Origin of the sequence: Erythrobacter sp. Alg231-14, assembly GCF_900149685.1 — a bacterium.
Taxonomy (GTDB): domain Bacteria; phylum Pseudomonadota; class Alphaproteobacteria; order Sphingomonadales; family Sphingomonadaceae; genus Erythrobacter.
The window spans coordinates 1,018,895-1,042,204 of the sequence record NZ_LT702999.1; the positions used below are offsets into that span (position 1 = coordinate 1,018,895).

Genomic DNA, 23,310 nt, shown 5'->3' on the forward strand with positions numbered 1-23,310 from the left:
TGTCACAGCGGCATCTCTGCGGGGAATAATATGCCTCTATATGGACAATGTTCGGTTCAATTCCAACGCCATTTCCAACATCGCACGATCATTGGGTGTGTTGGCAACGTGGACTGCCCGCCAACCGGTTCCGGCAGCTTGCGCCACACGCGGCCCAATCACGACCAAAATGATGCGCCCGCGCTGCAACGCCAAACGCCTGCTTTCGCGCACAAATTGTTCCGCAGCGGCGGCAGAATGCAACAACACGGTTAGCCCAAGATCATGCAGTGGGCGAAGGGGTTCCGGCAGTTCTTGAGGGATGCTTTCATACGCAATAATTGTGCGGATAAAGACATCTTTGGGTGCAGTAAGCTCCACATGCTGCGCGCCGGCGATCCGCAAAAGGTGCGTTTGCGCAGGGATTTGGTCGATGACATTTTGCAAGCCACCAACCCCGACGCCGGCGATAGTAAATCCGTGCTCACGCGCCGTTGCAGCGGTTGTTTCCCCGACCGCATAGACCGGCTTGGCCTTTAGCTGTTCCAACTGTGCGCCGCCTAGGCGGATGGCGTTGGCGCTACCGATCAAAAGAGCATCGATTGTCTCGGGGTTTGGGCAATCCCATGCGCGTGGAACCACCTCAAAAAGAGGATACCCAATCGCATTCAACCCCATCGCATCCGCCGCAGCGACGGTGTTGGAAAGGCCCGGTTCTGGCCGCACAACAAGAACATATCCGCCCATTGCTTCGCTCCCGGCGCGCTCTACGCGCCATGCCCCGTGTGCGGCATGGGCTGTCCGAAATGAGGTGATATGCCCGGCGTCGCACGGGACAAAAGATCACGCGCCAACGCATCAATCGCGGTGTATTCGCCGGGTGCAAAGCGCGCCTCACCCTCCACGCGTTCGGTGCCATCGGGGCTAAACAACGCCGCCCGCATGGCCAACCCCTCCTCGGTCGTTTGGCATAGAACCGCGATCGGTGAATGGCATGTGCCGCCCAATTGCGCCAACAAAGCGCGCTCCGCTTCCAATTCGTCGCGAGTGAGCGCATCATCGATCGCGGCGAGTGCCGCGGTCGTCGCCGCATCATCGGCGCGGCATTCCAACACAATAATACCCTGAGCCGCCGCGGGCACCCATTCGTTTTCATCAAGTGGAGTGCCGACGTCGCTTTGGCCCAATCGTTCCAATCCGGCGGCCGCCAGAAACGTCACATCCGCTTCCCCCGCTTCCAATTTGCCCAACCGGGTGGCGACGTTCCCTCTAAACGTGACAACACGGCAATCGGGTCTCAGATTTAACAATTGTGATGCCCGGCGCGGTGCGGATGTGCCGACCACGGACCCCGTTGGAATAGAGGCGATGGTGTCGGCGCCAACCAAGGAATCCCGACGGTCAGCGCGCGGCAAAACACCGCCAAAATGAAATATATCGGGCCGGATGGTCTCAACATCCTTTGCCGAGTGCACCGATGCGTCGATCAACCCTTCGCCCAACCACGCGTCCAATTCTTTGGTCCACAAAGCTTTCCCGCCGATTTCTGCCAAAGGCTTGTCGAGCACCTTGTCACCGCTGGCCACAACCGGGACGAGTTCAACCTGCGTTTCATGCCAGCCATGCGCAGCGCACAAACGCGCGCGCGTCTCTTCCGCTTGCACCATGGCGAGCGGGGAATTTCGGGTCCCTAGGCGTAATTTAACGGCGAAATTGGGTGCATCATTCATCGGTATGCTTGCTCTAACCGCTACACACCTTAGATGGAAGCGCGATGGCACTTGTATCGCACAACTCTGAAACACGCATCGTGCTGGGCATAGAGTCCAGTTGCGACGAGACGGCCGTGGCCTTGGTAGATGCGAACCGGACGATCATTGCCCAACGCATCGCCAGCCAAGAAAAAGAGCACGCGCCCTATGGCGGTGTAGTTCCCGAAATCGCCGCGCGAGCGCACGCCGAACGGCTCGCCCCCATGATCGAAGCGGTCATGCAGGATGCCGACATGGCGTTGGCCGATGTCCACGCGATTGCCGCCACCGCCGGCCCCGGTTTGATTGGCGGGGTGATGGTCGGATTGGTTAGCGGCAAGGCCTTGGCCATGGCGGCGGATAAGCCGCTGATCGCGATCAATCATTTGGAAGGGCACGCATTGTCCCCGCGCCTAGCGGACGGCGAATTGGCTTTCCCGTACCTTTTGTTGCTGGTGTCGGGTGGGCACTGTCAAATTTTGAGCGTTGAGGGAGTGGGACAGTATCGCCGCCTCGCCACCACAATCGATGATGCTTTGGGTGAGGCGTTTGACAAAACGGCCAAGATTCTTGGCCTTGGCTATCCTGGCGGCCCAGCGGTTGAAAAACTGGCGCGCGAAGGCGATGCCAAAAAGGTCCCCCTCCCCCGCCCGTTAAAGGGATCGAAGGAGCCGCATTTCTCGTTTGCTGGTTTGAAAAGCGCGGTCTTGCGCGCGCACAACAGCGGCGATCACGCCCCGGCCGACATCGCCGCCAGCTTTCAACAGGCCTCGATCGATTGTCTGATCGACCGACTTTCAAAAGCCATCAAAGACTACACACGCGATCACCCGCCATTTCCCGCTTTGGTTGTGGCCGGCGGTGTCGCCGCCAATCAAGGCGTTCGCGGCGCGTTGGAAGGTTTGGCGGCACAGCACAATATGCGGTTTGTCGCACCGCCTATGGCGTTGTGCACTGACAATGCGGCGATGATCGGGTGGGCCGGTTGCGAACGATTGGCGCAAGATCCCGATTTTGCCGGCGATCCATTGGATATCAAGGCGCGTCCGCGATGGCCGCTTGACCCCAATGCTGAGGCGGTTCGAGGGGCCGGAGTGAAGGCGTAATGGACAACGATATGAACCATCAGCGGACAATCGGCGTCATTGGCGCGGGCGCATGGGGCACGGCGTTGGCGCAAATGTTGGCCAGCGATGGCCGCGATGTCGCGATATGGGCGTTCGAACCCGACGTGGTCGAAACGATCAACACCGCCCATCGCAATCCGCAATATTTGCCAAGTGCAACGCTTGCCCCAACAATCCGCGCGACCGGCAATCTTGACGATTTGGCCGGCATCCAAACCGTGTTGGTCGTGACACCGGCGCAGGTGTTGGGCAAAGTTCTAGGCGGTCTGACACAGGCGCCGCGCGATCTGGTTTTATGCTCCAAAGGGATTGAAGCAGGCACAGAGCGTTTGATGAATGATGTCGCCCGCGATGCCGCACAAGGGTCCCAAATTGCGGTGCTTTCCGGCCCGACATTCGCGCACGAAGTCGCCGCCGGCCTTCCGACTGCCGTTACTTTGGCGTGCGAGGGTGGAACGGAACAATGGGACCGGTTGTCACCGGCAATCGCGCGCCCAGCATTTCGCCCGTATTATTCGGATGATGTAACCGGCGCAGAGATTGGCGGATCGATCAAAAATGTCCTCGCAATTGCGTGCGGGGTCGTGGACGGATTGGAATTGGGTCAAAACGCCCGCGCCGCCTTGATCGCGCGCGGATATGCCGAAATGCTGCGATTTGGCGGCGAATTGGGGGCACGTGCAGAAACATTGGCCGGTTTGTGCGGCCTGGGCGATCTGGTGTTGACCTGTTCATCCACATCCAGCCGCAATTTCTCGTTGGGCAAGGCTTTGGGTGAAGGCAAAAACGCGACTGAATTGATGGCCGATCGAACAACCGTCGCCGAAGGGGCCCACACCGCGCCCGTTCTGGCTCAACTGGCCAGTAAGCGCGGCATTGCAATGCCGATTGTGGATGCGGTGAACACGATCCTGTCGGGTGCCAATCCTCGCGATGTTGTTGCCGGTTTGTTGGCGCGGCCATTGAAGGCGGAACAGACCGACGCACAATGACAGACACCGTCACCCCTCCTGAAACAGCGCCACGGCCCGACAAAGGCGGCGACGATATGGCGACGCTCGCTAAGGGTGGGCGCACCAACACTTTGGGATTTTTCCTGCGATTGTTGGGCGGGATCCCGTTCCTTTTCGTTGGATTCCGTCTTTACGGCGTGGACGAAATGGGCCGGTTTGCCGCGGCATTTGTGGTCATTGAAATCTTTGCGTTGATTTGTGCGCTGGGTGAGAAACGCGGTCTTGCCCAACGGCTAACCGACGGGGCCGAAAACGAACACATCCCACAGGCGAATTTGGTTTTTGACGGTCTCCTGACTTGTCTCATCTTCTCGCTCATGGCCTGTGCTTTGCTGTTGCTGTTCCCCGTCATCATTTTCCCGAGCGGCACGAACAGCGAATTTGACATGTGGATGATCGCCGCAATCCCAGCCTTTGCGTTGACCGAAATTTTGCTCGCGGCACAGGCCTATCGCTATGACATTGCCACGACGGTGCGCGCCCGTGCTGTGGTTGAACCATGGACCAAATCGATCCTTGTGGCCGGGTTGTTCTTTGTCCCCACTTTGGCGGCGGGCGGCATCGCGCTCGCATTCCTTGCCTCCATCTATGCCGCATTGCTCACCGCCGCTTGGTCGTTTCTCAAAACCTATGGCTGGCCCAAAGGTTGGCGGCCGCGCCCGCGCTACCTTGTCCAGATGACGATGCGCGCCCTGCCTTTGATCGGTGCCGATGTGATCGAACGCAGCACCCGGTTGCTCGATGTGTTCTTGTTGGGCCAATTCACATCCGCCGGCACGGTTGGCATCTATTGGTTCGCCAAAGAGGTGGTGAGCCTGCCGCAAAAGCTCAAAACGAGTTTTGAACCGATCCTCTCCCCGGTGATCACAAAGAACCTGAAAATCGGGAATATGGAAGCCATCGCCAACCAAGTGCGTCAGGTCGGCTTTTGGATCATCGCCTTGCAATTTGGCATCGCGTTGATGCTGGCCATCCCGGGTGAAGCGGTCATGGGCCTAGGCGGCCCCGATATCGTCGGCGGCACTGGGGCGTTGGCAATCCTGCTGGCGGCCGAAGTGATCGCGTCCATGGCGGTCGTTTCGGAAAGCGTGCTGGTCTATATTGCGCGCAAGCGAAACCTGTTGATCTCTTTGGGTGTGATCACGTTACAGGGTTTGTTGACCGTGGGTTTCATCCTGTTGGCGCAACATCTCAATTACGACGAAGGCTTCCAAGCTGCCGGTGCCGCGATGGCTTTGTTTGTCGCCTTGGGCGTGTCGAGTTTGATCAAAGCCGCCGTGCTCAAACATTTGTTGAAGGCCCCTGTTTCCAATTGGCGTTGGGCGCTGGTTTATGCCGCCGCGCCGGCTGTTGTTGTGGGATATGCCGCAACCTTCCTGCCGGAATGGATGGAGATTGTGTTTGGCGGCCCTGCCATTTTGGGCGTCTATTTGTTCGTTATCTGGAAACGTGGATTTGGCGAAGAGGACAAGGTTTTGTTCCGCAAAAATGTGGTCCCGCAGGAGATAACCGACGCCGACGCAGTCACCGACGAAGCCGAGGTAAAAACCACCCGCTAGGCCGTTTGCATCGGTCATTTCCCTTTTCTTTCAAAGCCATTCAGTTGGGATTAACGGGCTGAAGCGGATTTTGCGATTTGGGTAATTTGTGGGGATGCGAGATGGGTGGATTTAAGCGTACTCGGCTGTTTGTTTCGGTCACAGTGACCATGAGTTTGATGCTTTCGGGTTGCGCTCAATCGTCTGCCCCGGTCGTCGCTTCTGTCACAAATGTTGATCAAGCCGCCCCATCGACACGGATGAAACAATCGGTCCCGCCGTTAATGGGCGTGACGGCCGCAGCGCCGGTGGCTCCGTCCCCAAGCGTTCCACCATCTGCGACAAGAACGGGTCCATCGCGGGGGCAATCACAGGGGGCGACACGGGCGCCATCCTTCGATGAGTTAAGCCAGCTTTCGCAATATCCATTGCCGTCGTGCCCTCCGATTGAAATGGGCCCCGACGCCGTATCGGACCAGACGATTACAGTGACGGCGACACGACGCCCCCCTCAACCGCTGCAAGAGACGCCGCTGGCCGTTACGGCGGTCACCTCAGAACAATTGGCTCCTAGCGGCAGCGTGGTCACCGAGAATGTGGTCAACCCGCCGCCACCGCCTCCGCCACCGCCTCCGCCACCTCCTCCGCCACCTCCCCCCCCGCCTCCGCCGGGATCATCTTCCGCTGATGCCGCTGCGTTGGCGTCTGCGTTGCGTCCCCAAAGAAATCGCACGGGAGCAGTGCGTGCGGCCCCTGATCCTTCACAAGTCGTCAGCGTAAACCCTGTCGTAGTGCCATTCGATCCGGGCCGCGAACAATATGATGGCGAAGAGGTCTCTCCTGTCCGACTGACCAGTGACGAACCGGTCAGCACGTTCGGTGTCGATGTTGACACCGGCGCATACAGCAACGCCCGCCGAATTTTGTCGCAGGGTCAAAAACCCCCACAAGCCGCGGTGCGCACAGAGGAGATGATCAACTATTTCCGCTATGATTACGCCCGGCCAGAGGGACGCGATGTGCCGTTCAGCATCACCACAGACGTGGCGCGTACGCCGTGGAACGACGCAAGCTATTTGATGCGAATTGGCCTGCGCGGATATGACATCGCCGTCGAAGAACGCCCCGCCGCCAATCTGGTGTTCCTAATGGATGTGTCCGGGTCGATGAACCGCCCGAACAAATTGCCGTTGGTCAAAGCGGCGTTGCTGGGTCTAGCCGCTGAACTTCGCGAAGAAGACCGCGTCTCAATCGTTGTCTATGCCGGAGCAGCCGGCCTCGTGCTGCAGCCTACCAACGATTATTGCGAGATTGATCGGGCGTTGCGTATGCTCAGGGCCGGTGGATCAACCGCCGGCGGCGCGGGCATAGAGCTTGCGTACAACATCGCTCAGGATAACTTCATCGAAGACGGCGTGAACCGCGTGATCTTGGCCACCGATGGCGATTTCAATGTCGGCATTCGCGACCGAACCGCTTTGGTCGAATTGATCGAACAAAAACGCGAAAGCGGCGTCACGCTTACCGCCCTTGGCTTCGGCACCGGCAATTACAACGAAGCGTTGATGGAACAAGTCGCCAATTTCGGGAACGGCAATTACGCCTATATCGATAGCGCGTTCGAGGCGCGCAAAGTGTTGGTCGACGAAATGAGCGCGACGATTTTCACGATCGCCAAAGATGTCAAAATCCAAGTGGAATTCAACCCTTCAGTCATCAGCCAATACCGCTTGATCGGATACGAAAACCGGGCGCTGCGCGAGGAAGATTTTGACAATGATGCGGTGGATGCCGGCGATATTGGCGCCGGACATCAAGTCACCGCTCTTTACGAAGTGGTACCGACCGGCGCGAATGGCTGGATCGCCCAACGCCGATACGAAGACGCACCGGCCCAAGCTGCGATGAACCGCTTAACCGAAGCGGCGCATGTCAAACTTCGTTTTAAAATGCCCGACGGCGACACATCGCAATTGATTGAACGGGTCGTAACCGGTGACATCTTTGCCGAGGCTTCATCGCCAGAAGGTGACTTTGCATTCGTCACGTCGGTTGCCGCCTTTGGTCAATTGCTGCGCGGGGACGAATTGATGATGGGTTTTAGCCACAGCGATGTGGATGAGCTTGCCGGGGAACAAACCGAATTGCTGCGCCGCGAATTCCTTGGCTTAAACGCGGTTGCTGGGGGTTTGAACGCGGGTGGATAGGGGTTGAACCCGGTTGAGGGTGCTTTGCCCGCGCAGGTCCTTTCAACAACCATTGCAAGAATTTGACCGCTGAGATTTGAACACAAGTGCTCGAACCTGCTAGGATTTTCCTTGCTGTTGTTTTGCAGGGAAAGGTTTGCGCATGACGCCCATCAATCTTGAAGCCGCCGTTCTGATCGGACTTGGCGTGTTGCTTTTGATCCTCGCGATTTGGATGTTCGTGCGCGCCAATCGCACAACGACCATTGTTGGCGATGATCAGGCTGGGAAAGACGTATTGGACGAAGGGGCCACACCGGCGGCCCGCAATCAGGCGTTGATTGATGCCCCCTCAGCGGCGGTCCCGACGCATGATTTGACGCCGAAAGTTGAAACCCCACCAGAACCTGTTGCTGCGCCCCAACCCCAACCCGAACCAGCCGCTCAGGCCGAAACAAAACCTGCACCAAAAGCAGCGAGCGGCGAAGGCGACGACCTGCGCATGATCAAAGGCGTTGGCCCTAAGTTGGTCACTATGTTGGCAGAGCAGGGTGTGACCTCGTTCGCGCAAATTGCCGCGTGGACCGACGCCGATATCGAACGTGTGGATGCAACGTTGGGCAGGTTCGCGGGTCGGATCACGCGCGATCAATGGGTTGAACAAGCGAAACTGCTCACTTCGGGGGAGGAAACCGCATTCTCTTCCAAGTTCGGGAAAAACGGATGAATTAGTAGGCACATAGATGCCTGGAACATGTTACCCATTGTGGTCTGGGGTCGATGAAAGAGGGGGAGTGAGTCGTGAGTCAACGAATTTTGGTCGCCGAAGACGAAATGGTTGTCGCCTTTGACCTGTGTGACACCGTCGAAGAAGCCGGGTTTGAAGTCGAAGGCCCACACGCAGGCATCTCATCGGCAATGCTTGCTTTCCAAAAGGAAAAACCGGCCCTCGCCATTCTCGATATTTCGCTGGACGATGGAAACGTATTCCCGCTCGCACAAAAACTAGCCGCCGAAGACGTGCCGCTAATTTTCCATTCTGGCCGCCATACCCGCGAAGAGATCAAGGCGAAGTTTCCGACCGCGATAACACTGATGAAACCGTGCCCACCCGCAGAGGTGTTGCGCGCGGTGAACGATGTTTTGGATGAATGCGAAGCATCCCGCGATTGATCCTTGTGGATGCATTTCTGATCGGATTTCTTGCGCCGCAAAGTTTGCGCTGATGCTAGGCTTGCGGCCAATGCCCAAGCCTGCGAAAGCAAAGGCGCGATAAAGTTTCAGGAGTAACCAGTGCACGCCCCCTCGAGCCCAGATCTAGCGAATGCCGGTATCGTCCCGTTCAATTGGGAAGATCCATTCGATATTGAATCCCAATTGACCGAAGACGAACGAATGGTCCGCGACGCGGCGCATGGCTTTGCCCAAAGCGAATTGCAGCCGCGCGTGATCGAAGCGTTCCGCAACGAAACCAGCGCCCCGGAACTTTTCCCCTTAATGGGCCAGGCGGGTTTGTTGGGGGCAACAATACCCGAAGAATATGGCGGCGCGGATGCCGGCTACGTTTCTTACGGCCTCATCGCCCGCGAGATTGAACGCGTCGACAGCGGATATCGCTCCATGGCCAGCGTCCAGTCCAGCCTCGTGATGCATCCGATCTATGCCTATGGATCCGAAGAGCAACGCAAGAAGTACCTTCCCGGTCTGGCATCGGGCGAACTCATCGGGTGTTTCGGACTAACCGAACCGGATGCCGGTTCGGACCCGGCCGGAATGCGGACCTATGCCAAGAAAGACGGCGATGGCTATTCCATTTCTGGCGCAAAAACGTGGATTTCCAATTCGCCATTTGCCGATGTCTTTGTGGTCTGGGCCAAAAGCGAAGAGCATGGCGGCGGCATTCGCGGGTTTATCCTTGAGAAAGGGATGGAAGGGCTTTCTGCGCCCAAGATCGAAGGCAAAATTTCGCTGCGCGCATCGACGACGGGCATGATCATGATGGATGATGTTAAATTGCCCGCCGATGCGCTGCTGCCCAATGTTCAAGGCTTGAAGGGCCCCTTTGGCTGCCTTAACCGCGCGCGATACGGGATTAGCTGGGGCGCAATGGGAGCGGCAGAATTCTGTCTTCACGCCGCGCGCCAATATGGCCTTGATCGAAAGCAGTTCGGCGCCCCTCTTGCGGCCACACAATTGTTCCAAAAAAAGCTCGCCGACATGATGAGCGACATTGCGCTGTCGCTTCAGGCATCCTTGCGCGTTGGCCGTTTGATGGACGAAGGGCGCTTTGCCCCTGACATGATTTCTATCGTTAAACGCAACAATGTTGGCAAAGCTTTGGATATCGCACGCCAAGCCCGAGACATGCATGGCGGCAACGGGATTTCAGAGGAATATCAAGTGATCCGGCATGCGGTGAACTTGGAAACGGTCAACACTTACGAAGGCACGCATGATGTCCATGCGTTGATCTTGGGCCGCGCGGTCACAGGCATTGCAGCGTTTGGTTGAGCGGTTCTCAACCGTTCTCAGGGCGGCACCGCAAAGGGCGCGCCGCAATCGCCAATTGTCGACGTTTAGGGATCGCTTTGTATGAAGCTTTACGGGTATTATCGCAGTTCAACCAGCTACCGCCTGCGCATTGCGTTGGAATTGAAGGGGATCACTTACGAACAGGATCCCGTGAACCTGTTGGAGGCTGCGCAGAAAGATCGCTCTTTCACTGATCGCAACCCCTTTGCCTCTGTGCCTATGTTGGAGGCAGATGGGCGAGATCGCGCGCAATCCATGGCGATGATTGAATGGTTGGACGAAGCTCATCCTGATCGCCCGTTGCTGCCTATCAACATCGAAGAACGGTTCACGGCGCGCGAATTGACTTACGCCATCGCAACCGAACTGCACGCGCCGCTTAACCTACCGGTGCTGAAGTATCTGAAGGATCCGCTAGGCCATTCTCAGCAGATCATCGATGACTGGTACCGTCATTGGCTCAAACGAACCTTGGATCCGGTAGAAGCGCGTTTGGAGCAATTAGACACCGGTCGCTTTCTGTTCGACGCGCCAGGCATATTTGAAACAATATTGATCCCGCAAATCTACAACGCCCGCCGGTTCCAATACGACCTCACCTCGCATCCTCGGATCACACGGATAGAGGCTGCTTGTACGGCCCTGCCCGCGTTCCACCGGGCGCATCCTGACAACCAACCCGACAACCCTGCAAATTCTGCATAAAAAGGTCTGCTTCTATGAAACTCGCAACGCTCAACGATGGCACTCGCGACGGCAAACTGGTCGTCGTTTCTAAAGATCTCACACGCTGCTGTGCGGCGGGTTATATCGCGCCGACTATGCAGGCCGCCTTGGACAATTGGGCGCGGATTGCACCGGAATTGGAAGTGTTGGCGCGCGACGTTGAACACGAAACCGTCCCGTGTGAGCGGTTCCACGAGCGTCAGGCTCATTCGCCTTTGCCACGCGCCTATCAATGGGCCGATGGCAGCGCCTATATCAACCATGTGGAATTGGTCCGTCAGGCGCGCGGCGCGACCGTTCCTGAAAGCTTTTACACCGACCCATTGATGTATCAGGGAGGCAGCGACAGCTTTTTACCCCCTCGCGGCGACATCCCCTTGGGTGATGTGGCGTGGGGTTGCGACATGGAAGGCGAAGTGGCCGTCATTGTAGATGATGTGCCTATGGGCGTCAGCGTCGATGACGCGGCTGGGCACATTAAGCTGATTATGTTGGTCAACGACGTCTCATTGCGTGGATTGATCCCAGGAGAATTGGCGAAGGGTTTTGGATTCTTCCAATCAAAGCCATCGAGCGCCTTCTCCCCTGTTGCGGTGACCCCCGAAGAATTGGGCGATGCGTGGAAAGACAGTCTGATCCACCTGCCATTGATGGTGGATTACAACGGCGCACCGTTCGGCCGCGCAGAAGCAGCCAAGGACGCAACCTTTAATCTGGCACAGCTCGTCGCCCATGCCGCCAAAACGCGCGCATTGGGCGCCGGCACAGTGATTGGATCGGGCACCATCTCCAACAAAGGCGCGGATGGCGGTCCCGGCAAACCGGTTGCCGAAGGGGGACTTGGTTATTCTTGCATTGCGGAAATCCGTATGATCGAAACGATCCGCGATGGCGAAGCGTCCACCCGCTTTATGGCGCCGGGCGATACCGTAAAAATTGAAATGCGCGACGGCGACAATCACTCAATTTTTGGCAGTATCGAACAAGAAGTGGTGGGCACCTAACCGCCTAAGCCGACCGTCGCTCATCAATTATTGCGACGAAATCGTGGTTCACATCGCGGTGCTCGGCTTCATCTGCACGCACCGCGATGATGACATCGCGCAAACGCGCGTCGGCGGGCAATTGCCAATAATCGATGGCGATTTGCGGCGCGGCAACGTTTTCGTGAGCTCCTGCATCGACCTGTTCCAAATAGCTGGTGTAGCTAATGACGGCTTCTTCTTCGAAATAGCCGACCACGCGATGAGCGGTTCGTGGTGCAAACAGATAGAGGAAGAAGTAGAAGTTGTAGAAGATCATTTGGACAGCGATGATCAACCCGCGTTCGAACCAATTTGGCTGCGCGATCTCGACAAAAGTCATGAGATGCATCCGCTCATTCTCCGCCTCTTCCAAAAGAGTGCGGATCCAGCCTTCGTCATCGCGCATCATGCGAAGCGCACGAAGATGTTGCCATAGACCACCGACCATGCCCGGCACCGCCGCCACAGTTTCCAAAACGACTGCGCGATGGCCATATCGCCGAGCGAAAAACAGATCGGCGAAGAACCGCAACATTTTGACAAAGGCAAACGCGACTTTGTCGCTAATCGATTGCGGGGCGATATGGACGTCTATGTCCGCGTCAAGATTGACTTGGCGGACAGTTGATCGGCTTTCGGCGTGTTGCATGGTGCACCTCCGTTTCGGTGCACATCATATAGCGGTTTCGGGGCTAAACCACCCGCGAAACCGCCACACTATATGTTCAATTTTTTGCAACAACTAAAGGTTTAGACTCTCGGCTACTGCAGAATTTACAATCTTACCTTCGTGAACATTTAATCCCAACGCCAGATGAGGATCGTCATTGCACGCAGCCACGACACCCTTATTTGCGAGCGCTAAACCGAATGGCAAAGTCGCGTTGTTCAACGCATAGCTGGACGTGTGTGGGACGGCGCCCGGCATATTGGCCACGCAGTAATGGATGATGTCATCCACCAGATATGTCGGATCGGCATGGGTTGTCGGTTTTGACGTTTCGAAACATCCGCCTTGATCGATGGCCACATCGACAAGGACCGCGCGGTGCTTCATCAAACCCAGCATATCGCGCGTAACAAGCCGTGGCGCGCTTGCGCCGGGAACCAGCACAGCGCCGATCACGACGTCAGCTTCGGTAATGGCGTTTTCAATTGTGCCTGCATTCGAATACCGCGTCGTTGCGCGTCCTTGGAACATATCGTCCAATTCGCGGATGCGCGGCAAAGAGCGGTCCAAAATCTCGACATTCGCGCCCAAACCAACGGCCATACGCGCCGCCTGTGTTCCGACGACGCCGCCGCCAATCACCACGACTTTGGCCGGAAGCACGCCGGGGACACCGCCCATCAATATGCCGCGCCCGCCGTTTGTTTTGTGGCTGGAGTGCGCGCTCGCTTCAATCGAAAGCCGCCCTGCGACTTCGCTCATCGGGGCCAAAAGCGGCAGCGAACCATCCGCGGCTGTGACGGTTTCGTAAGCAACCGCAGACACGCCGCTTTCGATCAAACCTTTTGCCTGATCGGGATCGGGCGCGAGGTGGAGATAGGTGAAGAGGATTTGCTCTTCGCGCAATTGCACCCATTCTTGGGGTTGCGGTTCCTTGACCTTCACCACCATTTCCGCGCGCGCAAAAACCTCTTGCGCCGTGTCGACGATGACGGCGCCAATCGCCCTATAATCATCGTCTGTCTTGCTAATGCCCAGACCCGCACCGCTCTCAACGATGACTTCGTGGCCCATCGCCACATATTCGCGGGCCGCTTCGGGGGTTAGGCCGACACGGTATTCGTGGTTCTTAATTTCTTTGGGAACGCCAACAAGCATGATTGCCTCCTGAGGGGAATTCGGACTCGGGCGGCAATACTCCACACGCAATAAAGTTTCAATCGTAACGAATAGTGTTGCATTTGCTCTTGGCCTTTGTGAGTGTCGATCGAAATTCGCGAACGCAAGGAGCCGAACCATGACCACTTATTCCAACGCCAAAATGCTGATCAACGGCGAGTGGGTTTCCGATGGCGGCGCGGGATCCATGCCCGTTATCAATCCTGCGACTGAACAGGTCATCGGCGAATGTCCCAAGGCATCCATCGAACAACTCGATGCGGCTTTGGCGGCGGCGGATGCTGGTTTTGCGATTTGGAGCAACACGCCCGGCATCGAGCGGTATCGCGCCTTGCGACGGTCCGCCGATCTGTTGCGAGAACGCGCGCCGGCGATTGCACGCGTTGTCACTCTTGAAATGGGCAAGCCGCATGCACAGGCTTTGGGTGAGACAAACGGCGCAGCGGACTTGATCGACTTCCTGGCCGAAGAGGCAAAGCGTCAAGGTGGACGCCTTGTCCCCGTGCGCAGCGCCAATTTGTTGGAACAGCGCGTGACCCAAGAGCCCATTGGCCCCGCCGTGCTTTTGACCCCGTGGAATTTCCCCATCAATCTGGCCGCAAAGAAATTGGGCGGTGCGTTGGCGGCGGGTTGCTCGGTCATTCTAAAACCGGCGGAAACAACGCCAGCGTCCAGCCAAATGTTGGTCGAGTGTTTCGTCGATGGCGGTGTGCCGGCGGGTGTGATCAACTGCGTCTATGGCGACCCAGCCATGATCTCAGAGCATCTGATCGCCGCTCCGGAAACTCGCAAAGTTAGCTTCACCGGATCGACGGCAATCGGCAAACATCTGGGCTCTTTGGCGGCGCAACACATGAAACGATTCACGCCTGAATTGGGTGGCCATGCGCCCGTAGTAATCGGCGAAAGCGCGGATTTTGAACGGACGATCGCCGCTTGTGTCGGAACGAAATTTCGCAATGCCGGTCAGGTTTGCGTGTCTCCCACGCGGTTCTTGGTTGCGCGGAACATCTACGACAACTTCGTCGCAGAATTTGCAAAGCGGTCACAAGACATCTCCGTCGGCGATGCCAGTGTAGACGACAGCGTTAGCATGGGACCTTTGGCGCATGGCGGCCGTGTAACCGCGATGGTTGAATTGATGGATGCACTAGGCGGCACGAACGGAGAAATTGTGAGCGGAGGGTGCGCGATCGACGGGCCGGGCCATTTCTTCCAACCCACCGTGATCGCTGCCCCCGCTCTTGATAGCGCGATGATGACGCAGGAACCCTTTGGCCCGGTGGCAGGCATTGTTCCGTATGATAATATCGAAGATGCGGTGAGTATCGCCAATTCGCTGCGATACGGTTTGGCCGCTTATGCCTTCACCGCCGACCTTGATGAAAGCCACTACCTTGGACGGTCACTGCGGGCCGGTATGGTGGCGATCAATCACTTTGCCGTGGGATCACCAGAAACACCGTTTGGCGGCGTAGGCGATAGCGGCTTTGGATCGGAAAGCGGCGTCGAAGGGTATCTCGGGTACACGGAGACAAAGCTGGTCACGGTCGCCAAATCGGCGCCGTGATCTAACCTTCAAAATTGGTTGGTGGGTGTTATTCTGGTGCGAGGGTGCGAAGGCCCCGCCACTAAGAGTTCAGCGCAGCGGATTGAGCCGCGAAAAAACCCGAGACAAAGAACTTTGTTGCGGCATCGGACGGATACGACCGTATCGTGCACGGCGTGAATTTTCGTCGCCAAAGCACACTGTGCGGCCCATTTGATCTGGTCCGGATGAGACGATTGTTGGTTTTTCCATGTGTCGCGTCCCCGATTCGCGAGTTGTTATGCTGCGTAAGCTAACACCGAATCGGGAGATCAGTGAGTCTTATTTGACCGATCGGGAAACAGAATTGCCAACTGCGTCAATGTGGGACTTTCCATAAAGATGGATTTACCCACATGAAACGACACAATCATTCATCTCAAACGCTGCCAATCGGACCGCATAATTGCGGTCAATCCGTGCGCTGAACCCCCGCCTCTCTCACATCGGCCAAGGTCGGATAACCGTTCACGGCCATCAACAAATCCGCCTCTGCAAGGATAGAGCGAAGAACCCATGCCGCGCCCTTTGCCCCGCCAAGGGCCAGTCCATACGTATAAGGGCGCCCCACGCCGACGGCGGTCGCACCCATAGCCAACGCCTTGACCGCATCGGTACCGGACCGGATCCCGCTGTCGAAAAGAACCGGCAAATCCCCGCTCGCTTTTACAACGTCTGAAAGCAGGTCAATCGTGGCGATGCCGCCGTTCGCCTGACGCCCGCCATGGTTTGAACAATACACCGCATCCGCCCCATGATCGACCGCCCTTTTGGCATCATCAGGATGGCAAATCCCTTTCAAAACGATAGGCAGATCGGTGACCGATTTGAACCATTCAATGTCTTCCCAAGTGAGCACTTGGCCAAAAATCGCCGCAAACATCATGATCGCGGATTTGGGATCTTCCTCTGGCGGTTTCTCCAACAAAGAACGGAACACGGGATCAGAGAAATAGTTCTGCATCACTTTCCCGCGCAATTGCGGAAAGTTTGACGCGTTGAGATCGCGCGGCCGCCACCCAGTCAGCCATGTGTCCAATGTTACAACGATCGCCTTGTAGCCCGCCTTTTCGGCGCGTTTGATCAGGCTGGCCGCAAGTTCTTTGTTGCGCGGCGTGTAGAGTTGGAAAAAGGCGGGCGTTTCGCCGGTCGCGGCAAACACATCTTCCATCGGATCATTGGATAGGGTCGATGCGCAAAACGGTACGCCGGTCATAGCGGAAGCCTGGGCTGCAGCCATGTCTCCGTGGCGATCCTGTGTCGCCTCCCCATTCAAGCCAATCGGCGCCATGAAAAGCGGACTGGGCAATTTCATCCCGAACAAATCGATAGACAAATCACGCTCGGTGCAATCGACCATCATCCGCGGGATCATTCCCCAATGGCGAAACGCGCTGGCGTTGGTGTCCTGCGTGTGTTCATCGCCGCACCCGCCCGCGACATAATTGGTCATCATCGGACCCAACGCTTCGTGCGCGCGCGCCTCCAATGTGGCAAAATCAACCGGATAATCAGGCAGAATCCCCTGAAGACCGGCATTGTAGATTTCGTTCTGCATCCCGCCAAAATTGTGCATGGTGTTTTGCATGGGGCGCGGTCCTCTCTTTGACTATCTGGGTGCGAAGAGAGACGAAGTCACGCCATGCGGCAAGTCTTTTCGTGCGACTAGCGCATCAGTTTTTGCAAAGCAGGGCGGACCCGCAGAAATTGCGCATAAAGTCGTTCCAGTACGGAAAGAACTACGCGGTTGCGTGCAAGTTCACCAACTGGCCTTAAAAAAGGTATCGCCCGCCACATCGCAGCAAAGGCGGCCGCTCCGTTGAGAATTTCACCATCCTCTTGCGCGTGAAGTCGGCCCAGCAATTGGCCCTGATCAATCGGGCAATTGGGATCGCCCTTGCCCGATACATCGACAAAGTTGATGGCGTTTGATCGATCCAGCCTCTTCATGAAGGCTATCTCGCGCTGACAAAGCGGGCACGCTCCATCGAACCAGACCTTCACTCTGGTATCGTTCGTGGGTGCATTTGAAGGAGCACTTGATGGAGAATTGCCTGCGGTCATTTTACAAATGTGCGAGTGGCGGCTGCATTTTCAAGGTCCACCTTCAAACGCCTGTTTTGTCCGTACAGGCTCAGAAACTGAACCGGACTGATCCCACCGCTTTCACCTCGTCGGTTTGAACCAACGTGACGCCATCCGAAACGATTGTCGCATCGGCGTGGTTCAATCCGAGATTGACCGAAAGCCCCCGCGCCACGGCGTAGTCAGCGCCTAGTGCTACGGCGATCTCCTCGTCGCCATCGGCCTCACCAAAATGCCCTTCGGCCGAGACACGCAGAGGACCCAGCTGGGTTTGTGCTCCGGCCGAAACGAACCACCGATCAAGATCGGTCAACGCACCATCCAGATGTTCATACCCACCGCCCAGATCGAACAGAGAGCTCCCATAGACAAATTCGCCCACCAATCCCGCGCCGTTTGTATCGAACGTGGTGACACCATCGGCGGCGGTGAATTGGGCGCGACGATATCGCGCTGAGAACCTTAGGTCGCGCACCCCAATTGGCCGTTGAAAAACTGTTCCGGCTTCGAAATCTCCGTTCTCATCGACGACCAGACCCAAAACGCTGGGTCCAAAGCGACCAACATATGCCCCGCCCCAATTGTCCAACGAGCCAAGGAAATCGTCAAAAGCCAAAAAGCCATTGCCGACGCCGCGTTGACGCCGGGTCAATTCGCGGACTTGTTGATTCACATTACCACCAATGACGGTGCCAAAACTGGTCCCGATAAACCCGGCAACATTGTCCGAATAGTCATCAGAACCGCCAAATCCATCAAGCGACGCCGAGGCATATTGCCCAAAATAGGCCGCCCCGATTGTCCAACGATTGCCAAGCTGCGTTTCGGCGGTGACTTGGAAATTGCCCACGGCCTCAACCCGCACGTCATCGCCGCCTGTCACTTCATTGAATTCCGCGATCACCGGAACATCGGCGACCCCCGTCAGCGCGATCGTTATCCCTTCAAAATCATAGGCAATCGGCTCTTCGAGCGAAGAGAGGCGATCGTAATTGAGATTGACGTCTTGGGCATGCGCTGCACTTGGCAAAGCGGCGACGCCTACCAAGGCAATAGCCAAAGCGTGTTTTTGAGAAACAACCACGGCTTAGACCTTCCTTGGGAACATCGTGTGAAACGCGTGTTGGGCAATTTGACGCCCTGCGCGGTCGGCCGCTTCGTGATCCTGGAGCCAGTGCACACCGCCGTACAAACGACTCCAACCGTTTTCATGAGCGGCTTGATCCAAGCTGTTGAAATACCGCCGCTTTCCGGTCAGGCTCGGCCATAGAACCTGATCCGGGCTTTCATGACTGAAGCTGACGGCATCGGTGCCGATCAACAATTTCGTCATTTCCACTCCGGCCGCACCAAAGGTTGAATGGCCGGATGTGTATGCGGGGAAATTCGGTGTCGGAATGTAGCTTTGCCAACGAGGTTGTGTCGTCACGCGCGGGTCGGGATTGCCAAATTCGCCACATCGGAATTTGATTGCGGTTTCTGGGCGCAGCACATCGTAGGTGTATTTGCTGTCCCATGCGTTGATCGAAGCGTCGGCCTGCGTTGCACCAAGCAGTGCAAAATGGCGCGCATGATCAAGGAAGTCATATCCGCAATCCTGCATAACCTGCAGAGCGATGTAGAGGAAATGTCCCGGCGGTGTGATGCCCCATGGGCCATCTTCCCAAAACAGAGCGATTTCGGATTGATCGGCGGTTCTCAATTGAGAATCCTTGCCGCCCAACGCCCTCACCTGTTCAAACTGTCCAGCGAATTCGGGACTGCGCGGGTCGGGGAACGCATCCACACGGAACTGCGAAGGGCTGGTCATAGTCCAAGGTTTGATCTGACCATGACCGGGAAATAAGCCTCGGTCATAAGCCCCGACCGTTGGCCCGGGCCGCGCACTATAGGATGGCCCGGTTGGCGTCCACTTCAATGCGTCTTGGCGACGAGGATAGCGTCCATGGTAGTAATTAACGCGGTCGGGTTCTGCACCGTCATGGGTCCGCATCTTGTTGATCGCAATGCCAACATGACGCCCCCACGCCGCGCCCAATTCCTTGGCTTCACCGCTTTCGAATTGCCCCATAAAACTGCGCCGTTCCCAAAGGAATGGCTGTTGGAAACACTCCGCCGCAGCGGTTGCAAACGCGACACCGTAAGCGACTTCGGGATCTGCACCTTGCGGGGCTTCGCCAAAATCATAAGGCGTATCATATCGCCCGATAATAGCGTTCGCCGCAACGAAACCTGCGACCATCGGGCCTGCAAAATTGTAAGCGGCGCGCGGCGGCGCAACGCGTTGATCGCGCACCTGCTGCATCGCGATGTCGACCCATCGATACACTGTGTTCGTGTTGCGCGGTTCAACGATGTTGGTGAGATAACTCGCCCGTGAACCCATTGATGCGGTTGCGCAGCCCGATAGGCCAGTCGCAGCAATAGTCGCCGCAGCGCCGGCCATCGCGGCACGCCGTGATATTATCATCAATTCCTCCTAAGCGATGCGGCCGCCTGAATTGCCGCATTTCGAAACCCGTCAATTCACAAGCCAATCCATCAAAGACGAGCGAACCTACGAGAGCGCGAGAGGAGGACTTACCCGAGAAAAGGTAAGGAAAAGTTTCTTGGTTGATGCAATCTTTACGATGATCTCTGAACACAAAAAAGGCCGCCCAAAGGCAGCCTTTTTGCTGAATGTCGATCCGAGATCGGCGCGCACTCAATCAATGGATATCCGGCAGCGGCGCAAAACGCGCGCCGCTGCCGGATCATAGCTAGTTACTGCGCACTCGCCTCAAGCTTATCAGCGAGCTGCGTAAGCTGGGTCATGCAACCGTTTTCAATCAACGCTTGCGCCAATGCATCAGGAGCCAACCTTTCCTCGGTCAGCTGTACAAAGGTCAATTCTGTGGTCGCCTGCTCACCGTCTTCGCCTGCGGGCGCAGTGACGGTGTAGGTGGTGCCTTCGCTCAAAGAGAGACCATCGGGGTCGAGAGCGCGAAGCACTTCGGTTTCCACAAAGTTCACATCAAGAGTGGTCTGTGTGGTCTGATCAGTGATTTGATAGGTTTGCGGGCCTTCAGTCGCTGGGCGCCAAAGGCGAACCGTTTCCAAGTCATACAGGCATACTGGTCCCGCAGCGGCAATGTTCACATACCAAAGGTTTGGATTACCAGTCGACGTTGCGCCGCCACGAACCGCACCGGTCCGTGCGCGGCTGCTGTTGCGGCGACGGGTCAAGTTGGAAAACTGCGACCGCGTCCGTGTTGCCCCTTGGCCAACCCGGAACGTGCCCGGCCCTTGCAAGACGCGTGTACCACCATCGGTAAGCACGGTGATTTTGTCACCGGCGCGCAATGTAATGCTCGACGAATCTTCAACTTGACGACCAACGGGGTAGTCACTCGACGACGGTCCGGAAGATTTCACAACCACACCGGCTGAAGCCATTGCAGGTACTGTCATAACGGCGCCAACAAGCGCCACGCCCATCAAACGGGCCTTAATTTTATCCGAGAACATAAGCTCCCCCCTCATTCAGGTTTCGAATGCGACTGCTATAGTTACGCAACGCCAGATCGTCTGGATGCATAGCAGCCACCTCATCGATTAATTGTACTGCTACGTCATGTTTGCTTTCGCTAAGCTGAGCGGCCTCAATCAATTTTGCACGATGTTCCTCAGGGAAATCGGGCATGGGTTGGTAGATATCGACCGGTTGAGCTCGTCCGCGCAAAACAATGCGTCCCATAGGGACCCACCAATCCGGAGACGATCGCTCGATAAACTCGCGGCTGGCAGAAACATTGGAATCCAATGGCTTGTTCGCCGCTTCGAGCCGGGCGGCGGTGTTCATACTATCGCCCAAGGCGGTGTATTGAATGCGCGTTTCGCCGCCAAAATTGCCGATTACCGCTTCGCCGTAATGCAACCCAACCCGGGTTTTTCCGATTTTCGGAAGGCTGTCATCCATCGCCGCCACTTCTTTGCGGAAATCTTCGCCTGCTTTCCACATGGCGTATCCCGCATTGGCGGCGCGTTCGGCATCATCGGCACGCGCAATTGGCGCGCCCCAAAACGCTACGACCGCATCACCAACAAATTTGTCGATCACCCCGCCATGTTCGAGAACAACCTCGCTCAACATTTCAAGGTAGCGATTGAGCAACTTAGCGACCATTTCTGGCTCGATCGCGTGGCTCATTTTGGTGAAGCCCTCCAAATCGCTGAAAAGGACGTAGATCTCACGTTTCTCCCCGCCCAAGGATAGGAGGTCTGGATCCTCGATGATCTGTTGGGCGATGTCACGCGGGATGTATTTGCCCAGCGCGCCCTGCGCGAAGCTGCGTTGAGCCGCGCCAGCCGATCGAGCCGCAGCTGTTACCGCTGTGAACGCGACAATCCATGCAACCAGCCAACCGACCGCCGGCAATCCATAAGTGTCGATGTCTTGGAAATGCAGCGCAAATGGCACACCCACAAACAACACGAACAAAACCACCAAGAGCGGTGCCAGTTTTGAGGCAGGCCATTCGAGCAACGCGGTGAGCGCTGCCGATGCGACAACCAGAATGGCCATCACCCAAAGGGCCCAGCTGGGTACAGTAGGAAGGACCTTCCCATCCAACATCTGTGCGATAATCTCGCCGTGAACCGACAACCCTGCGGGTTCAAAGCCGGTCCACGATGTGAACGACGTTTCGACCCGGTCATAGTCGACAATATCGCCGCCAATCAGAACATATTTACCTTCGATTTCCTGAGCAACGAATTCGGCCACAACTGGATCGAGGTTGGTGAACAGTTCAATCGAAAGCGATTGGAACAATGGCTCTTCAACTTCGGCTTGGCCATTTGGATCGGCTTCGACGCCCTCTTCGACCTCTTCGTCAAATCCAGCGCGCAAAGCCCTGCGATATTCAATAGCGCCTTCATAATCGGCGAACGCTGCGGCCGGTCCACCAGCATCTTCCAACATGGCACGGCCCAGCAAAGGTGGCAGGTCCGGTTCAATCGATGGCCAGATACGCGTTGCGCCAAAGGAATTGTCCAAGCGGATACTGGCAGGGCGCGAATTTGACCCTTCCAATTCCGCCATAAATTCTTCGAGGAACACTTGTTGTTCAAAGACAATGTCGCTCGCATTGGTGGCAACGTTTGCATAACCGACCGCTGTTGGCGTCTGCATATTGCGCAACGTATCGATCAACAGACCATCATCGGCCTGCGGTTGATCGAAGAGTATATCGATCCCGATCGCTTTTGCGCCCATTTGGTCCAGATTGCCCAAAGCTTCGGCCAAAGCATCGCGGGGCAACGGGGAACGTTGTTCCAGATTGATCAGAGCCTGATCATCATAAACGACCAAGACGATTCGATCATCCTGCTCCACCAAATCGGCCGAAAGATAAGCGCGCGTATCATACAGCGCACGTTCCGCCGCGTTGGTGAGCGGGGTTGGCTCTTCACCACCGGGTAGCACCCAGCTGAAACGAGCGAGGAAAAGTGCAAGACAGAGGAACAAGCATGTCGAGATTAGCTGAAGCGTTCCTGCCTCACGAACGCTGCGCCAACCGCGCGCGATCAATCCGCCGCGTTTCTTCTTCTTCGTTTCGTCCGACATTCACCATTCCCCCAAAGACCATCTCTATACAGATGGCCCCAATGCGAAACAGCAAAGCGGTTTTGTTCGGTCCGCGCAAGTCGCCTTGTCTAGGCAATCCCCCTATGATTGCGCCGCAGCGTTCTGCACCTGCTGACTTCCGGGTGTTGAACCCCATCAAGGCGATTGCTTAGGTTGTGAAGCCTACCGCTCTGAGAAAGCCGTAACGATGGGCGCATCAGGTCGGCGACTGGTCAATTTTCGAACATAGGAACTCAAACCACGCTGCTAATCTTCGTCTCAAAACTCGAGCCCCATCGTGCT

Annotated in this window: 20 protein-coding genes; 10 read left to right on the top strand and 10 right to left on the bottom strand. The window is 56.7% G+C overall.

Annotated elements, in window-relative coordinates; translation table 11 throughout:
- Positions 1–36: 36 nt before the first annotated feature.
- Together BQ8290_RS04805 and hemC are read right to left on the bottom strand one after the other, a co-directional pair.
- Positions 37–726 (bottom strand): uroporphyrinogen-III synthase, encoded by a 690-nt coding sequence (locus tag BQ8290_RS04805; protein WP_108788109.1) that lies wholly within the window; start codon positions 724–726, stop codon positions 37–39.
- Between the two features lie 20 nt (positions 727–746).
- Positions 747–1,709: a hydroxymethylbilane synthase gene (hemC, locus tag BQ8290_RS04810; protein ID WP_108788111.1), complete on the bottom strand. Its 963-nt coding sequence runs from the start codon at positions 1,707–1,709 to the stop codon at positions 747–749.
- Between the two features lie 44 nt (positions 1,710–1,753).
- Between hemC and tsaD the strand changes: the two genes are divergently transcribed.
- The 9 genes from tsaD (at position 1,754) to BQ8290_RS04860 (ending at position 11,856) form a co-directional block, all read left to right on the top strand.
- Positions 1,754–2,836, top strand: coding sequence for a tRNA (adenosine(37)-N6)-threonylcarbamoyltransferase complex transferase subunit TsaD (tsaD, locus tag BQ8290_RS04815; protein ID WP_108788113.1), 1,083 nt, complete (start codon positions 1,754–1,756; stop codon positions 2,834–2,836).
- Positions 2,836–3,849 carry an NAD(P)H-dependent glycerol-3-phosphate dehydrogenase gene (locus BQ8290_RS04820; protein ID WP_337661018.1) on the top strand — a complete coding sequence of 338 codons (1,014 nt, stop codon included), beginning with the start codon at positions 2,836–2,838 and terminating at the stop codon, positions 3,847–3,849. The genes tsaD and BQ8290_RS04820 overlap by 1 nt, the downstream gene beginning before the upstream one ends.
- Positions 3,846–5,429, top strand: coding sequence for an oligosaccharide flippase family protein (locus BQ8290_RS04825; protein WP_108788115.1), 1,584 nt, complete (start codon positions 3,846–3,848; stop codon positions 5,427–5,429). Before BQ8290_RS04820 ends, BQ8290_RS04825 begins: the two co-directional genes overlap by 4 nt.
- Positions 5,430–5,530: 101 nt before the next feature.
- Complete coding sequence (locus BQ8290_RS04835) at positions 5,531–7,615, top strand: vWA domain-containing protein (RefSeq protein WP_337661019.1); 2,085 nt, start codon at positions 5,531–5,533, stop codon at positions 7,613–7,615.
- Positions 7,616–7,757: 142 nt separating this feature from the next.
- Positions 7,758–8,321 carry a helix-hairpin-helix domain-containing protein gene (locus BQ8290_RS04840; protein ID WP_108788119.1) on the top strand — a complete coding sequence of 188 codons (564 nt, stop codon included), beginning with the start codon at positions 7,758–7,760 and terminating at the stop codon, positions 8,319–8,321.
- Positions 8,322–8,395: 74 nt separating this feature from the next.
- Positions 8,396–8,767 carry a response regulator gene (locus BQ8290_RS04845; protein WP_337661020.1) on the top strand — a complete coding sequence of 124 codons (372 nt, stop codon included), beginning with the start codon at positions 8,396–8,398 and terminating at the stop codon, positions 8,765–8,767.
- A 120-nt stretch (positions 8,768–8,887) separates the two neighbouring features.
- A complete protein-coding gene (locus tag BQ8290_RS04850) occupies positions 8,888–10,105 on the top strand; it encodes an acyl-CoA dehydrogenase (protein ID WP_443112306.1) in 1,218 nt (405 codons plus the stop codon).
- A gap of 81 nt (positions 10,106–10,186) precedes the next feature.
- Positions 10,187–10,831, top strand: a complete 645-nt coding sequence (maiA, locus tag BQ8290_RS04855; RefSeq protein WP_108788121.1) for a maleylacetoacetate isomerase — start codon at positions 10,187–10,189, stop codon at positions 10,829–10,831.
- A 14-nt stretch (positions 10,832–10,845) separates the two neighbouring features.
- The gene (locus tag BQ8290_RS04860; RefSeq protein WP_108788123.1) at positions 10,846–11,856 is read left to right on the top strand and encodes a fumarylacetoacetate hydrolase family protein; all 1,011 of its coding nucleotides are present in this window, start codon (positions 10,846–10,848) and stop codon (positions 11,854–11,856) included.
- A gap of 4 nt (positions 11,857–11,860) precedes the next feature.
- Here the strand turns inward: BQ8290_RS04860 and BQ8290_RS04865 are convergent, their stop codons facing one another.
- Together BQ8290_RS04865 and ald are read right to left on the bottom strand one after the other, a co-directional pair.
- The gene (locus tag BQ8290_RS04865) at positions 11,861–12,526 is read right to left on the bottom strand and encodes an alternative oxidase (RefSeq protein WP_108788125.1); all 666 of its coding nucleotides are present in this window, start codon (positions 12,524–12,526) and stop codon (positions 11,861–11,863) included.
- A gap of 93 nt (positions 12,527–12,619) precedes the next feature.
- Entirely contained in the window at positions 12,620–13,705 is a 1,086-nt protein-coding gene (gene ald / locus BQ8290_RS04870) for an alanine dehydrogenase (protein ID WP_108788127.1), read from the bottom strand.
- A 139-nt stretch (positions 13,706–13,844) separates the two neighbouring features.
- On the opposite strand from ald, the gene BQ8290_RS04875 reads away from it, so the two are divergent.
- Positions 13,845–15,296, top strand: coding sequence for an aldehyde dehydrogenase family protein (locus BQ8290_RS04875; RefSeq protein WP_108788129.1), 1,452 nt, complete (start codon positions 13,845–13,847; stop codon positions 15,294–15,296).
- 430 nt (positions 15,297–15,726) lie between these two features.
- Here BQ8290_RS04875 and BQ8290_RS04880 read toward each other — a convergent pair whose 3' ends face one another.
- The 6 genes from BQ8290_RS04880 to BQ8290_RS04910 all read right to left on the bottom strand — a co-directional run bounded on the left by BQ8290_RS04880 (position 15,727) and on the right by BQ8290_RS04910 (position 23,007).
- Positions 15,727–16,902: an alpha-hydroxy-acid oxidizing protein gene (locus BQ8290_RS04880; RefSeq protein ID WP_337661021.1), complete on the bottom strand. Its 1,176-nt coding sequence runs from the start codon at positions 16,900–16,902 to the stop codon at positions 15,727–15,729.
- Between the two features lie 77 nt (positions 16,903–16,979).
- A complete protein-coding gene (locus tag BQ8290_RS04885) occupies positions 16,980–17,378 on the bottom strand; it encodes a DCC1-like thiol-disulfide oxidoreductase family protein (protein WP_108788131.1) in 399 nt (132 codons plus the stop codon).
- Between the two features lie 70 nt (positions 17,379–17,448).
- Positions 17,449–18,483, bottom strand: a complete 1,035-nt coding sequence (locus BQ8290_RS04890; protein WP_108788133.1) for a hypothetical protein — start codon at positions 18,481–18,483, stop codon at positions 17,449–17,451.
- 3 nt (positions 18,484–18,486) lie between these two features.
- Entirely contained in the window at positions 18,487–19,869 is a 1,383-nt protein-coding gene (locus tag BQ8290_RS04895) for a vanadium-dependent haloperoxidase (RefSeq protein WP_108788135.1), read from the bottom strand.
- A gap of 293 nt (positions 19,870–20,162) precedes the next feature.
- On the bottom strand, positions 20,163–20,906 hold the full coding sequence (locus BQ8290_RS04905) for a hypothetical protein (protein ID WP_108788139.1): 744 nt from the start codon (positions 20,904–20,906) through the stop codon (positions 20,163–20,165).
- Positions 20,893–23,007 (bottom strand): CHASE2 domain-containing protein, encoded by a 2,115-nt coding sequence (locus BQ8290_RS04910; RefSeq protein WP_108788141.1) that lies wholly within the window; start codon positions 23,005–23,007, stop codon positions 20,893–20,895. Before BQ8290_RS04910 ends, BQ8290_RS04905 begins: the two co-directional genes overlap by 14 nt.
- Positions 23,008–23,310 lie beyond the last annotated feature (303 nt).